The sequence below is a fragment of the Streptomyces sp. NBC_00414 genome (assembly GCF_036038375.1).
Lineage (GTDB): Bacteria > Actinomycetota > Actinomycetes > Streptomycetales > Streptomycetaceae > Streptomyces.
In genome coordinates this window covers 7,700,974-7,713,539 of the sequence record NZ_CP107935.1, presented here as the reverse complement: position 1 = coordinate 7,713,539, position 12,566 = coordinate 7,700,974, and the positions used below count along the sequence as shown (strand labels likewise).

Here is a 12,566-nt window from a genome sequence, read left to right as displayed (position 1 = left end):
CAGAACTCAGCGGGTGCTCAGACGTTGAAGCCCAGCGCACGAAGCTGGTCACGGCCGTCGTCCGTGATCTTGTCCGGGCCCCACGGCGGCATCCACACCCAGTTGATGCGGAGCTCGTTCACGATGCCGTCCGTGGCGGACTTGGCCTGGTCCTCGATGACGTCGGTGAGCGGACACGCCGCCGACGTCAGGGTCATGTCGATCGTCGCGATGTTCGCGTCGTCGATGTGGATACCGTAGATCAGCCCGAGGTTGACCACGTCGATACCCAGCTCGGGGTCGACCACGTCGTACAGCGCCTCACGGACTTCCTCTTCGGAGGCCGGCTTCATCTCGATGGTCTCGCTCATGCGGTCTTCCTTTCGGCGTCGGCCTCGCCCAGGGCCTGGGCCGTCGCATCCTTCCAGGCCATCCAGCTCAGCAACGCGCACTTCACGCGGGCCGGGTACTTGGAGACCCCGGCGAACGCGACCGCGTCCTCCAGGACCTCCTCCATCGCGTCGTCCGGCTCGATACGACCCTTGGACTGCATCAGCACCAGGAAGGTCTCCTGGATCTTCTGCGCCTCGGCCAGGTTCCTGCCCACGAGCAGCTCGTTCAGCACGGAGGCCGAGGCCTGGCTGATGGAGCAGCCCTGGCCCTCGTACGAGACGTCGCTGATCGTCGTGCCGTCGTACTTCACGCGCAGCGTGATCTCGTCGCCGCACGTCGGGTTGACGTGGTGCACTTCGGCATCGCCATCCCGCAAGCCCCGCCCGTGGGGGTGCTTGTAGTGGTCCAGGATGACTTCCTGGTACATCGAATCAAGCTTCACGACTCAGCCAGCTCCTCAGCCGAAGAAGTTCCGTACGTGCTCCAGGCCGTCGACCAGAGCGTCGATCTCGGTCGGCGTGGAGTACAGATAGAACGACGCTCGTGTGGTCGCAGGAATTCCGTACCGCAGGCAGACCGGCCGTGCGCAGTGGTGTCCGACCCGGACGGCGATGCCCTGTTCGTCGAGGACCTGGCCCACGTCGTGCGGGTGGATGTCACCCAGTGTGAACGAGATCGCCGCGCCGCGGTCCTCGGCGGTCGTCGGGCCGATGATGCGCAGGCCCGGGACCTCGGCGAACCGCTTCACCGCGTACTCGGTGAGCGCGTGCTCGTGGGCGAGGATCTTGTCCATGCCGATCGCGCTCAGGTAGTCGATCGCCGCACCGAGACCGACCGCCTGGGCGATCGGCGGGGTGCCCGCCTCGAACTTGTGCGGGGCGGGAGCGTATGTCGACGAGTGCATCGACACCGTCTCGATCATCTCGCCGCCGCCCAGGAACGGCGGCAGGTCCTCCAGCAGCTCCTGGCGGCCCCAGAGGACGCCGATGCCGGTCGGGCCGCACATCTTGTGGCCGGTGAAGGCCACGAAGTCGGCCTGGAGGGCCTGTACGTCCAGCGGCATGTGCGGGGCGGCCTGGGAGGCGTCGATGCAGACGAGCGCGCCGACCTCCTGCGCACGGCGCACTATCGCCTCGACCGGGTTGACCGTGCCCAGGATGTTCGACACCAGCACGAAGGAGACGATCTTCGTCTTCTCCGTGATGATCTCGTCGATGTTGGACAGGTCGAGCCGGCCGTCGTCGGTGAGGCCGAACCACTTCAGCTTCGCGCCGGTGCGCTGCGCGAGCAGCTGCCACGGCACGATGTTGGAGTGGTGCTCCATCTCCGTGATGACGATCTCGGTCTCGTGGTCGACCCGGTAGGGCTCGTCGGCCCAGCCGAGCATGTTGGCCACGAGGTTGAGCGACTCCGAGGCGTTCTTGGTGAAGATCACCTCGTCGCGGCTCGGCGCGTTGACGAACGCGGCGACCTTGTCGCGCGCGCCCTCGTACAGCGCCGTGGCCTCCTCCGCGAGCACATGCACACCGCGGTGGACGTTGGCGTTGTAGTTCTCGTAGTAGCCACTGAGCGCGTCCAGTACCTGGCGCGGCTTCTGCGAGGTCGCCGCGTTGTCCAGGTACACGAGCTTCTTACCGTCGTGGACCCGGCGGTCCAGGATGGGGAAGTCCTTGCGGATCGCCTCGGTGTCGAGGAGGCCCGACAGCTGTGTCACGCTGATGTTCCACCCTTCACATACTTGTCGTAGCCCTCGGCCTCGAGCTGGTCGGCGAGCTCGGCGCCACCGGACTCGGCGATACGGCCGTTCGCGAACACGTGCACGTGGTCGGGCTTGATGTAGCGCAGGATGCGCGTGTAGTGCGTGATCAGCAGGGTGCCGACCTCACCGCTCTCACGGACGCGGTTGACGCCCTCGGAGACGACACGCAGGGCGTCGACGTCCAGGCCGGAGTCGGTCTCGTCGAGGATCGCGATCTTCGGCTTGAGCAGCTCCAACTGAAGGATCTCGTGGCGCTTCTTCTCGCCGCCGGAGAAGCCCTCGTTCACGTTGCGCTCGGCGAAGGCCGGGTCCATGTTCAGCCGCTGCATGGCCTCCTTGACCTCCTTGACCCACAGGCGGAGCTTGGGGGCCTCGCCGCGGATCGCGGTGGCGGAGGTGCGCAGGAAGTTGGAGACGGAGACACCGGGCACCTCGACCGGGTACTGCATCGCCAGGAACAGGCCCGCGCGGGCGCGCTCGTCGACGGACATCTCCAGGACGTCCTCGCCGTCGAGGGTGACGGTGCCGCCGGTGATCGTGTACTTCGGGTGTCCCGCGAGCGAGTAGGCGAGAGTCGACTTGCCGGAGCCGTTCGGGCCCATGATGGCGTGGGTCTCGCCCTGCTTCACGGTGAGGTCGACGCCCTTGAGGATCTCCTTCGTGGCGTTGTCGGCCTCGACGGTGACGTGCAGGTCGTGGATTTCAAGCGTTGCCATGGGTTCCTCAGGACTCCTGGGTGAGGGAGGCGCGTACGTCGACGAAGACGCTGCCCCCTTCGATCTTTACGGGGTATACGGGGACGGGGCGCGTCGCGGGAAGGCCGGACGGCTTGCCGGTTCTGAGGTCGAACGCGGAGCCGTGCAGCCAGCACTCGATCTGACAGTCCTCCACCTCGCCCTCGGAGAGCGAGACGTTCGCGTGCGAGCAGATGTCGTTGATCGCGAACACCTCGCCCTCGGTGCGGACGACCGAGACCGGCGTGCCGTCGAGTTCCACCCGCTTCGGGGTGTCCTCGTCCAGCTCGCTCAGCCCACAGGCCCGCAGGTATTGAGCACGGTCGGCGGCAGTCATCAGACGGACGCCTCCAGCTCCTCGTCGATCCTGGCGAGAAGGCGTTCCTGGATGTCCGGGACACGGATCTGCTGGACCAGTTCGGCGAAGAAGCCGCGGACCACCAGACGGCGGGCCTCGTCGGCCGGGATGCCGCGGGCCATCAGGTAGAAGAGCTGCTCGTCGTCGAAGCGGCCGGTCGCCGAGGCGTGTCCGGCGCCGACGATCTCGCCGGTCTCGATCTCCAGGTTCGGCACGGAGTCGACCCGGGCACCGTCGGTCAGAACCAGGTTCCGGTTCATCTCGTAGGTGTCCGTGCCCTCGGCGGTGGCCTCGATGAGGACGTCGCCGATCCACACCGCGTGGGCGCCCTCGCCCTGGAGCGCGCCCTTGTAGGCGACGTTCGACTTGCAGTGCGGGGTGTTGTGGTCGACCAGGAGGCGGTGCTCCTGGTGCTGGCCGGCGTCCGTGAAGTACAGGCCGAACAGCTCGGCCTCGCCGCCGGGGCCCGCGTAGGCGACCCGCGGGTGGAGGCGTACGAGGTCACCGCCGAAGGTGACCACGAAGGACTTGAAGGTGGCGTCGCGGCCGATCAGCGTGTTGTGCTGGCCGACGTGGACGGCCTTGTCGTCCCAGTCCTGGACGGAGACGACGGTGAGCTTGGCGCCGTCGCCGACGATGTAGTCGACGTTGGCGGCGAGCACCGCGTCACCGGTGTGGTCGATGACGACGACGGCCTCGGCGAAGGCTTCCAGCTCGATGACCTGGTGGCCGTAGGCGACACCGCCCTCGCCGTGCACGGCGATCCGGATCGGCTCGGTGAGCACCGTCTCCTTGGGGACGGTGACGACACCGGCCTTCTCGAACGCCGAGTAGGCCTGGGCGGCGACGCGGTCGACCGGGGTCGCCCGGCCGAGCCGCTTGTCGTCGCGGCCGACGGTCTCGACGACGACGCCCTCGGGCGCCTCGACGGCGACCTTGACGCCGTCGCCGGTGGCGACCGCGGTGCCGTCGTGCAGCCCGCGCAGCCGCTCCAGCGGCGTGAACCGCCACTCCTCCTCACGGCCGTGGGGGACGGGGAAGTCCGCCACGTCGAAGGACGGGGGCGCGCTCATGCGCGTGGCGACGGTCGACTCGGCGGCCACCGCGATCTGGCCGGCGGTGGTTGACCCCACCGGGATGTTCTGAGCCTCAGCCATGGCTGTGGGTCTGCTCTCTTCCTACGTCTACGTCAGAAATCTGGCGACTGCTTCGGGGGCGGGCCTTAACCGACCGCGCCTTCCATCTGCAGCTCGATCAGCCGGTTGAGCTCCAGGGCGTACTCCATGGGCAGCTCCTTCGCGATGGGCTCGACGAAGCCGCGCACGATCATGGCCATGGCCTCGAACTCGGTCATGCCCCGGCTCATCAGGTAGAAGAGCTGGTCGTCGCTGACCTTGGAGACCGTCGCCTCGTGGCCCATGGACACGTCGTCCTCGCGGACGTCCACGTAGGGGTACGTGTCCGAGCGGGAGATGGTGTCGACGAGCAGCGCGTCGCACAGCACGTTCGACTTCGAGCCGTGGGCGCCCTCGCCGATCTCGACGAGACCGCGGTAGGACGTACGGCCGCCACCGCGTGCCACGGACTTCGACACGATGTTGGAGGAGGTGTTCGGCGCCATGTGGACCATCTTGGAGCCGGCGTCCTGGTGCTGGCCCTCGCCCGCGAAGGCGATGGAGAGGGTCTCGCCCTTGGCGTGCTCGCCCATCAGGTAGACGGCCGGGTACTTCATGGTGACCTTGGAGCCGATGTTGCCGTCGACCCACTCCATGGTCGCGCCCTCGTACGCCACGGCGCGCTTGGTGACCAGGTTGTAGACGTTGTTCGACCAGTTCTGGATGGTCGTGTAACGGCAGCGGGCGCCCTTCTTCACGATGATCTCGACGACCGCGGAGTGCAGGGAGTCCGACTTGTAGATCGGGGCCGTGCAGCCCTCGACGTAGTGCACGTAGGCACCCTCGTCGACGATGATCAGGGTCCGCTCGAACTGGCCCATGTTCTCCGTGTTGATACGGAAGTAGGCCTGGAGCGGGATCTCGACGTGCACGCCCTTCGGCACGTAGATGAAGGAGCCGCCGGACCACACCGCGGAGTTCAGCGACGCGAACTTGTTGTCGCCGACCGGGATGACCGTGCCGAAGTACTCCTTGAAGAGCTCCGGGTGCTCCTTCAGCGCGGTGTCGGTGTCCATGAAGATGACACCCTGCGCCTCAAGCTCCTCGTTGATCTGGTGGTAGACGACCTCGGACTCGTACTGGGCCGCGACACCGGCGACGAGGCGCTGCTTCTCCGCCTCGGGGATGCCGAGCTTGTCGTACGTGTTCTTGATGTCCTCGGGCAGGTCCTCCCAGGACTCCGCCTGCTTCTCCGTGGACCGCACGAAGTACTTGATGTTGTCGAAGTCGATGCCCGAGAGGTCCGAGCCCCAGTTCGGCATGGGCTTCTTCGCGAACAGGCGCAGGCCCTTGAGACGGAGCTTGGTCATCCACTCCGGCTCGTTCTTCTTCGCCGAGATGTCCCGGACGACGTCCTCGTTGATACCGCGCTTGGCAGAGGCACCAGCCACGTCGGAGTCGGCCCAGCCGTATTCGTAGTTACCCAGCCCGTCGAGCTCGGGGTGGGCAGTCTCCTCGATGGGGAGCGTCATGCGGGGTTCCTCCCGGCGGTACGTGCGGATGCGTTATCGGTGGTCTTGGAAATCTTGGGGGTGTCGGAAATCTTGGGGATAAAAGTCGTGCAGACGCCGTCGCCGTGGGCGATGGTGGCCAGCCGCTGCACGTGGGTGCCCAGCAGCTGGGAGAAGAACTCGGTCTCCGCCTCGCACAGCTGCGGGAACTGCTCGGCGACATGGGCGACCGGGCAGTGGTGCTGGCAGAGCTGCTCACCGACCGGTGCGCTGCGCGCCGTAGCAGCGTACCCGTCCGCGCTCAGGGCCTTGGCCAGTGCTTCGGCGCGCTTGTCGGGGTCGGCGGACTCGACGGCCTCTCGGTACGCGCCGGCCTGGGCGGCCATCCTGGCGCGGGCGAAGGCGACGAGCGCCCCCTCCCCGCCCTCGCGCTCCGCGATCCAGCGCAGGGCGTCCGCGGCGAGCTTGTCGTAGGACTGGTCGAAGGCGTCCCGGCCGCAGTCGGTCAGGGCGAACACCTTGGCGGGCCGGCCGCGCGTACGAGCGCCGTAGACCCGCTGTTCGCGGGGCTCCACGACGTCGTCGGAGACCAGGGCGTCGAGGTGCCGGCGGACGGCCGCGTGGGTCAGGCCCAGGCGTCCGGCGAGATCGGCCACGGTCGACGGGCCGTGGTCCAGGATGGACCGCGCGACCCGGTTGCGCGTGGAGCGCTCCCCGGTCGCGAGCTCCTCCTGAGGGGCCCCCGTGGGGGTCTCCTGAGCCTCGCCGACGTTTTTCACAACACCATTGTTGCGTAATTCCTCAGAGACTGACAAGCCGTGTCCACGCCGACAGGGGTGCGGTGCATCACTTAGGTAAACCTAATCTGACCTGCGGGAATGATCTTTGATCGATCAATTCGCTGGCATGTCGCAGGGTCGTCGGCAACACTGGCGAACCATGCCGACACCCCCTCCGACCGGCCCTCTCGTCACGCGCGCCACCCTCGCCGCGGACCTGCGCGCACTGGGCGTACGCCCCGGCGAGACGCTCCTCGCACATTCCTCGCTCCGTTCCCTCGGGTGGGTCAACGGCGGCGCGGTCGCCGTGGTCCAGGGGCTGCTCGACGCGCTCGGCCGCGACGGCACACTCGTGGTCCCCACCCAGTCCGGCCACCTCTCCGACCCGGCCCTGTGGAGCAGCCCGCCGGTGCCCGAGGAGTGGTGGCCGACGATCCGCGCCACGATGCCCGCGTACGACCCGCTCGTGACGCCCTCGCGCGGGGTGGGCGTGATCCCGGAGACCGTGCGCACCTGGCCCGGGGCCCTGCGCAGCGCGCATCCGCAGACCTCCTTCGCGGCTGTCGGCCCGGGCGCGGCGGCGGTCGTCGGGGACCACGCGCCGGACTGCCGCCTCGGCGAGCGCAGCCCGCTGGCCCGGCTGGAGGAGCGGGGCGCGCGGATCCTGCTGCTCGGCGCGGGCTACGACACCTGCACCGGCTTCCACCTCGCCGAGTACCGCATACCCACGCCCCGCGTCGAGGTGGGCCGGCCCGTCCGTACGCCGGAGGGGCCCCGCTGGGAGACCGTCACGGAGGTCGCGATCAGCTCGGAGGAGTTCGACATCCTGGGCGCCGACTTCGAGCGGGACCGTCCTGTCGGGCGGGGCCGGGTGGGCGCAGCCGACACACGGCTGTTCCCGCTGGCCGACGCGGTGGCCTACGCGGAGCGGTGGCTCGCGGTGCACCGCTCGCGCGAGGAGTGGATCACCGACGACGTATCCGTCGCGCGCGGTGTCTCGCGCCGCTCGTGACGCGCCCCGCCCGACAGCACCCGCCCGGCCGTACCTAGACTTGGCGCCCATGCGAAGTGAGGCCGCCCATGCGAAGTGACCCCGTCGTCCAGGTCAGCGGCCTGGTGAAGCGCTACGGCGGGAAAACCGCCGTGGACGGCCTGGACCTGGTGGCCCGGACGGGCATCACGGCCGTCCTCGGGCCGAACGGCGCGGGCAAGACGACCACCGTCGAGAGCTGTGAGGGATACCGGCGACCGGACTCCGGAACCGTCCGGGTGCTGGGCCTCGACCCGGTGCGCGAGGCCTCGGCCCTGCGCCCCCGTATCGGCGTGATGCTCCAGTCCGGCGGCGTCTACTCGGGCGCCCGCGCCGACGAGATGCTCCGGCACATGGCGGCGCTGCACGCGCATCCGCTGGACGTGGACGCGCTGATCGAGCGCCTGGGCCTCGGCAGCTGCGGCCGCACGACGTACCGGCGGCTGTCCGGGGGCCAGCAGCAGCGCCTCGCGCTCGCCATGGCCGTCGTGGGGCGCCCCGAGCTGGTCTTCCTGGACGAGCCGACCGCGGGCCTCGACCCCCAGGCGCGCCGGGCCACCTGGGAACTCGTGCGCGAGCTGCGCGCCGACGGTGTCTCGGTGATCCTGACCACGCACCACATGGACGAGGCCGAGCAGCTCGCCGACGACGTGGCGATCATCGACGCCGGCCGCGTCATCGTGCAGGGCACCCCCGAGGAGCTGTGCCGCGGCGGCGCCGAGAACACCCTGCGGTTCGGCGGGCGCCCCGGCCTGGACGTGTCCTCCCTCCTCAAGGCCCTCCCGGCGGACTCCACGGCGGTCGAGCTGACGCCCGGCTCGTACCGGGTGGGCGGCAAGATCGACCCGCAGCTCCTCGCGACCGTCACGACCTGGTGCGCCCAGCACGGCGTGATGCCGGAGAAGATCTCGGTGGAGCGGCACACCCTGGAGGACGTCTTCCTGGAGCTGACCGGTAAGGAGCTGCGCGGATGAGCGCGGAAACGACGGGCCCGGGAACGGGCACAGGCCCCCGGACCACGGCCGAGGGCACCTACGCGCCGAGGCCCGGTGCGGCCCCGCTGTCCCGCATGATCGCGACGCAGGCGGCGCTGGAGACGAAGATGCTGCTGCGCAACGGCGAGCAGCTGCTGCTGACGGTGATCATCCCGACACTGCTGCTCGTGCTGTTCAGCGCCGTGGACGTCGTCGACACGGGCGAGGGCGAGGCCGTCGACTTCCTGGCGCCGGGCATCCTCGCGCTGGCCGTCATGTCGACGGCGTTCACCGGTCAGGCGATCGCGACGGGCTTCGAACGGCGGTACGGCGTGCTGAAGCGGCTCGCCGTCTCGCCGCTGCCCCGCTGGGGCCTGATGACGGCGAAGACGCTGTCCGTGCTGGTCACGGAGATCCTCCAGGTGATCCTGGTGACGGTGATCGCCCTCGCGCTGGGCTGGTCACCGCACGGCAACCCCTTCTCGGTGCTGCTCCTGCTGGTCCTGGGCACCGCCGCGTTCTCGGGGCTCGGCCTGCTGATGGCGGGCACGCTGAAGGCGGAGGCCACGCTGGCCGCCGCGAACCTGGTCTTCCTGCTGCTGCTCGTCGGCGGCGGGGTGGTCGTCCCGCTGGACAAGTTCCCGCAGGGCGCTCAGGACGTCCTCGGTCTGCTGCCGATCTCGGCCCTCTCGGAGGGTCTGCGGGACGTGCTCCAGCACGGGGCGGGCATGCCCTGGGGCAACCTCGGGATCCTGGCCGTGTGGGCGGTCGTGGGCCTGGCCGCGGCGGGCAGGCTCTTCCGCTGGGAGTGACGGAACGCGGACACGCGGTGTCGGCGAGGGCCCTCGTGAACGCGTGCACAAGCGGCCCCCTACGATGGAGCCCGTGCCAAACGTGACCCGAGCGGACGCCGCTCAAGCCGTGCGCAACCCGCTCGCCTTCATCGCAGGGCGCTGGACCCCGTCACCCCGGACGGTCCAGCGCGCCGCTCTCGCCGCGCTCGTCATGGCGGTACTGATCGTGGTCACCGGTGGTGCCGTCCGGCTGACCGGCTCGGGCCTCGGCTGCCCGACCTGGCCCAAGTGCACCGACGACTCGCTCACCACGACGAGCGCGATGGGCGTGCACGGCGTCATCGAGTTCGGCAACCGCATGCTGACGTACGTCCTGTGCGCCGCGGTCGGCTGGGCGATCATCGCCGCGCGCTCCCAGAAGCCGTACCGCCGCAGCCTCACCCGGCTCGGCTGGACGCAGTTCTGGGTCGTCATGAGCAACGCGGTCCTCGGCGGGGTCGTCGTCCTCGTGGGCCTGAACCCGTACACGGTCGCCGCCCACTTCCTCCTCTCCACCGCCCTGATCGCCGTCGCCACGGTGATGTGGCAGCGCACCCGGGAGGGTGACGACTCGCCCCGCCCGCTGGTGGGCAGGCCGGTGCAGCAGATGGCGTGGATCCTGGTCACCGCCACCGTCCTGCTGATCGCGGTGGGCACGGTCGTCACCGGCGCGGGCCCGCACGCCGGCGACTCCAGCGAGGTCCACCGCATCCCGCTGAACTGGGAGAACGTCACCAAGCTGCACGCGGTCCTGGCCTGGATCGTGGTGACGCTGGCCTTCGCCCTGTGGTTCGTCCTGAAGGCCGTCGACGCCCCCAGGGACCCCCTGCACCGCACCCGCGACCTCTTCCTGGTGCTCCTCGCGCAGGGCGCCATCGGCTACGTCCAGTACTTCACCGATCTGCCGGAGGTCCTGGTCGGCCTCCACATGTTCGGCTCCTGCCTGGTCTGGATCGCCACCCTCCGCGTCCTGCTGGCCCTGCGGGAGCGGCCGGAGACCGTGGCGGAACTGCCCGGCCAGTCGACGGAGTCGGCACTCAGCCGCACCTGACCCGCCACGGGTACGCGTCCTGACGGGTACGGGTCCTCACGAGTACGGGTCCTCACGGGTACGAGCCACAGGTACGGGTCACCCGTACGCGGCCACCAGCCGGTCGATCGCAGGTCCGAGGTAGTCCCTGGTCAGCCGGCCTCTGCGGGCCGCCCACCCCTGGACCGGCGCCCCCGTCCCCGGGTACCGCCGCCGCCGGATGTCCGTGACCACCTCGACGGGCGCTCCCAGGCCGGGCAGCAGGTCCAGGGCCTCGCGCTTGGTGATCAGCCGCCCGTCCTTCAGCGTGATCGCGGCACGCGCGTGGGTGGTCATCCCGACGTCCACCCAGGCGTCCTGCGTCCAGTTGCCCGTACGGTCCACCTCGCGTCGCCAGAAGTCCCGCTGGTCGCGGACGACGAACGCGGCCAGTTCGTCGTCCGTCACCGGCGGCAGCAGGGCCTCGGGCCGCTCCCCGGACAGGACCAGCCCGGCGGTGTGCAGCTCGCGCCGGGTCACCGGGGTGACCGGCCGTCTGAAAAGCTGCTCATGTGCCCAGGTGAGGTGCCGCCGGTCAGGATCGGCCGCCGTGCCGGGCGTCAGATAGCTGCAGTGCAGCTTGTCGACGAGCGGTTCGGTCCGCAGACGGGCGTGCAGCCGGGCCACCCGCCAGACCGTCTTCGCGGTGACCGGGCCGTCCAGGACGACGATCATGTCCAGGTCGCTGCGGCCCTCCTGGTAGTCGTCCCCGCCCTCGGAGCCGAGCGAGCCGTGTGCCCACACGGCCACGGGGTCGAGACCACGCAGTTCGGTGCGGAAGCGGTCGAGGAGCCGGTCGGTCGCGTCGCTGCGAGTCATGCGCCCAGTCTCTACAGCTCACTGCACGCCGTACACCCGCTTGGCGTTGCCCGCCGCGATCAGTCCCGCGACCCGCTGCGCGTCGGCCGGCGACCAGGCCCCCTCGGCCACCCAGGCGCCGAGCACCCGGGCGAGCGCCTCGCGGAAGAGACGTGCTCCGACCACGTGGAGTTCGGGCAGCCCATGGGCTCCGCTGGAGAAGAGGAGCTTGCCGAAGGGGGCGAGCTCCAGGATCTCCGAGAGCACGGCCGCCGCCCGCGCGCCGGTCCGTACGAGTGCCGCGCCCAGGTCGGCGTACACATGCGGGAACACCCCGGCGAGATGCGCCGCGTGCCGGTGGTACGGGTAGCCGTGCAGCAGTACGAGGTCGGTGCCGAGCCCCGCCGTGGCGCGCGCGAAGTCGGTGAGCAGGACGGGGTCGGTGCGGTCGATGCGCAGTCCGGGTTCGCCGAGGCCTGCGTGCAGTTGGAGCGGCAGTCCCGAGGCGACCGCGATCCACAGCAGATGTCTGAGCAGGACCGGATCGCTCAGCGGGCCGCCCACCCGGCGGCCCGCCAGCCATCGCCCGGCCGCGCCCCGCACCTCCCCGGGCCCGGGCGGTTCGGGCGCGAGCGCCAGTCCGTGCCGTACGCCCGCCACCGAGGTGAAGGCCACGGCGGTCCCGGCCGCCCCGTGCACCGACTCGGCGAGGTTGGCGAGGAACGACTCGACGGTGCCGGAGGTGTCGGCCACCTGCTCGGCGAGCAGTTCGAGGCGGACGATCTCGTGGGCGTCGGCGGCTCCCGTGGACGCCATCTCGCCGGGGCCCGTGAGATCGCCCGGCAGCCCGGTGTCGACCAGATACGTCGTGATGCCGCTCCCCCGCAGCAGCTTGCGCCCCGCCTCCAGGACGCCGAGTTCCCGGCGGCGCGCCAGATACCGGGCGGGCGGACAGTGCGGTTCCAGGCCCAGCAGAGGGGGGCACCAGCGGCGTACGGCGAATCCGGTCTGGGTGTCGAAGAACGTGGTGCCGGCGGCGGGCGGGCCCTCGCCCCTGGCCAGGTGGGCCTCGAAGGTGCCGAGGCCCAGCTCCGTCCGCAGTACGCCGTGGCAGTACTGGTCCACCAGCGACGGCGTTTCGATCATCCGGACCTCCCCCACGTGTGGCTCCGCCTTTGTGCAGGGCTTAACGGGGGAGGTGCGTTCTCGGGTGCGGGTGCGCCTGGGCTGGTCG

14 protein-coding genes are annotated in these 12,566 nt (G+C 69.9%); 4 read left to right on the top strand and 10 right to left on the bottom strand.

All coding sequences use genetic code 11. The features are described from left to right. Window positions 1-17: 17 nt before the first annotated feature. The 8 genes from OHS59_RS33485 to OHS59_RS33450 all read right to left on the bottom strand — a co-directional run bounded on the left by OHS59_RS33485 (window position 18) and on the right by OHS59_RS33450 (window position 6,628). On the bottom strand, window positions 18-350 hold the full coding sequence (locus tag OHS59_RS33485; protein WP_107017666.1) for a metal-sulfur cluster assembly factor: 333 nt from the start codon (window positions 348-350) through the stop codon (window positions 18-20). Beyond that, the gene (gene sufU, locus OHS59_RS33480) at window positions 347-814 is read right to left on the bottom strand and encodes a Fe-S cluster assembly sulfur transfer protein SufU (RefSeq protein ID WP_328497084.1); all 468 of its coding nucleotides are present in this window, start codon (window positions 812-814) and stop codon (window positions 347-349) included. The genes OHS59_RS33485 and sufU overlap by 4 nt, the downstream gene beginning before the upstream one ends. 15 nt (window positions 815-829) lie before the next feature. Beyond that, entirely contained in the window at window positions 830-2,086 is a 1,257-nt protein-coding gene (locus OHS59_RS33475) for a cysteine desulfurase (protein WP_328497083.1), read from the bottom strand. Beyond that, a complete protein-coding gene (sufC, locus tag OHS59_RS33470) occupies window positions 2,083-2,847 on the bottom strand; it encodes a Fe-S cluster assembly ATPase SufC (RefSeq protein ID WP_328497082.1) in 765 nt (254 codons plus the stop codon). Before sufC ends, OHS59_RS33475 begins: the two co-directional genes overlap by 4 nt. A gap of 7 nt (window positions 2,848-2,854) precedes the next feature. After that, window positions 2,855-3,202, bottom strand: a complete 348-nt coding sequence (locus tag OHS59_RS33465; protein ID WP_328497081.1) for a bifunctional 3-phenylpropionate/cinnamic acid dioxygenase ferredoxin subunit — start codon at window positions 3,200-3,202, stop codon at window positions 2,855-2,857. Further along, complete coding sequence (sufD, locus tag OHS59_RS33460; protein ID WP_328497080.1) at window positions 3,202-4,380, bottom strand: Fe-S cluster assembly protein SufD; 1,179 nt, start codon at window positions 4,378-4,380, stop codon at window positions 3,202-3,204. Before sufD ends, OHS59_RS33465 begins: the two co-directional genes overlap by 1 nt. 65 nt (window positions 4,381-4,445) lie before the next feature. After that, on the bottom strand, window positions 4,446-5,870 hold the full coding sequence (gene sufB, locus OHS59_RS33455) for a Fe-S cluster assembly protein SufB (RefSeq protein ID WP_328497079.1): 1,425 nt from the start codon (window positions 5,868-5,870) through the stop codon (window positions 4,446-4,448). After that, window positions 5,867-6,628, bottom strand: coding sequence for a helix-turn-helix transcriptional regulator (locus OHS59_RS33450; RefSeq protein ID WP_328497078.1), 762 nt, complete (start codon window positions 6,626-6,628; stop codon window positions 5,867-5,869). Before OHS59_RS33450 ends, sufB begins: the two co-directional genes overlap by 4 nt. 160 nt (window positions 6,629-6,788) lie before the next feature. Between OHS59_RS33450 and OHS59_RS33445 the strand changes: the two genes are divergently transcribed. The 4 genes from OHS59_RS33445 to OHS59_RS33430 all read left to right on the top strand — a co-directional run bounded on the left by OHS59_RS33445 (window position 6,789) and on the right by OHS59_RS33430 (window position 10,516). Next, window positions 6,789-7,640 carry an aminoglycoside N(3)-acetyltransferase gene (locus OHS59_RS33445; protein ID WP_328497077.1) on the top strand — a complete coding sequence of 284 codons (852 nt, stop codon included), beginning with the start codon at window positions 6,789-6,791 and terminating at the stop codon, window positions 7,638-7,640. A 68-nt stretch (window positions 7,641-7,708) separates the two neighbouring features. Beyond that, on the top strand, window positions 7,709-8,632 hold the full coding sequence (locus OHS59_RS33440; RefSeq protein WP_328497076.1) for an ABC transporter ATP-binding protein: 924 nt from the start codon (window positions 7,709-7,711) through the stop codon (window positions 8,630-8,632). Beyond that, window positions 8,629-9,444 carry an ABC transporter permease gene (locus OHS59_RS33435; RefSeq protein ID WP_328497075.1) on the top strand — a complete coding sequence of 272 codons (816 nt, stop codon included), beginning with the start codon at window positions 8,629-8,631 and terminating at the stop codon, window positions 9,442-9,444. Before OHS59_RS33440 ends, OHS59_RS33435 begins: the two co-directional genes overlap by 4 nt. A 64-nt stretch (window positions 9,445-9,508) precedes the next feature. Beyond that, a complete protein-coding gene (locus tag OHS59_RS33430) occupies window positions 9,509-10,516 on the top strand; it encodes a COX15/CtaA family protein (RefSeq protein ID WP_328497074.1) in 1,008 nt (335 codons plus the stop codon). A 78-nt stretch (window positions 10,517-10,594) separates the two neighbouring features. On the opposite strand, the gene OHS59_RS33425 is transcribed toward OHS59_RS33430, so the two are convergent. Together OHS59_RS33425 and OHS59_RS33420 are read right to left on the bottom strand one after the other, a co-directional pair. Next, on the bottom strand, window positions 10,595-11,353 hold the full coding sequence (locus OHS59_RS33425) for a nucleotidyltransferase (protein WP_328497073.1): 759 nt from the start codon (window positions 11,351-11,353) through the stop codon (window positions 10,595-10,597). Window positions 11,354-11,371: 18 nt separating this feature from the next. Beyond that, window positions 11,372-12,478 (bottom strand): amidohydrolase family protein, encoded by a 1,107-nt coding sequence (locus OHS59_RS33420; protein ID WP_328497072.1) that lies wholly within the window; start codon window positions 12,476-12,478, stop codon window positions 11,372-11,374. Between the last annotated feature and the right edge of the window lie 88 nt (window positions 12,479-12,566).

Coding starts and splice junctions, on each gene's coding strand:
- OHS59_RS33485 (WP_107017666.1), bottom strand. CDS start 350: ATGAGCGAGACCATCGAGATGAAGCCGGCCTCCGAAGAGGAAGTCCGT.
- sufC (WP_328497082.1), bottom strand. CDS start 2,847: ATGGCAACGCTTGAAATCCACGACCTGCACGTCACCGTCGAGGCCGAC.
- OHS59_RS33465 (WP_328497081.1), bottom strand. CDS start 3,202: ATGACTGCCGCCGACCGTGCTCAATACCTGCGGGCCTGTGGGCTGAGC.
- sufD (WP_328497080.1), bottom strand. CDS start 4,380: ATGGCTGAGGCTCAGAACATCCCGGTGGGGTCAACCACCGCCGGCCAG.
- sufB (WP_328497079.1), bottom strand. CDS start 5,870: ATGACGCTCCCCATCGAGGAGACTGCCCACCCCGAGCTCGACGGGCTG.
- OHS59_RS33445 (WP_328497077.1), top strand. CDS start 6,789: ATGCCGACACCCCCTCCGACCGGCCCTCTCGTCACGCGCGCCACCCTC.
- OHS59_RS33440 (WP_328497076.1), top strand. CDS start 7,709: ATGCGAAGTGACCCCGTCGTCCAGGTCAGCGGCCTGGTGAAGCGCTAC.
- OHS59_RS33435 (WP_328497075.1), top strand. CDS start 8,629: ATGAGCGCGGAAACGACGGGCCCGGGAACGGGCACAGGCCCCCGGACC.
- OHS59_RS33430 (WP_328497074.1), top strand. CDS start 9,509: ATGGAGCCCGTGCCAAACGTGACCCGAGCGGACGCCGCTCAAGCCGTG.
- OHS59_RS33425 (WP_328497073.1), bottom strand. CDS start 11,353: ATGACTCGCAGCGACGCGACCGACCGGCTCCTCGACCGCTTCCGCACC.
- OHS59_RS33420 (WP_328497072.1), bottom strand. CDS start 12,478: ATGATCGAAACGCCGTCGCTGGTGGACCAGTACTGCCACGGCGTACTG.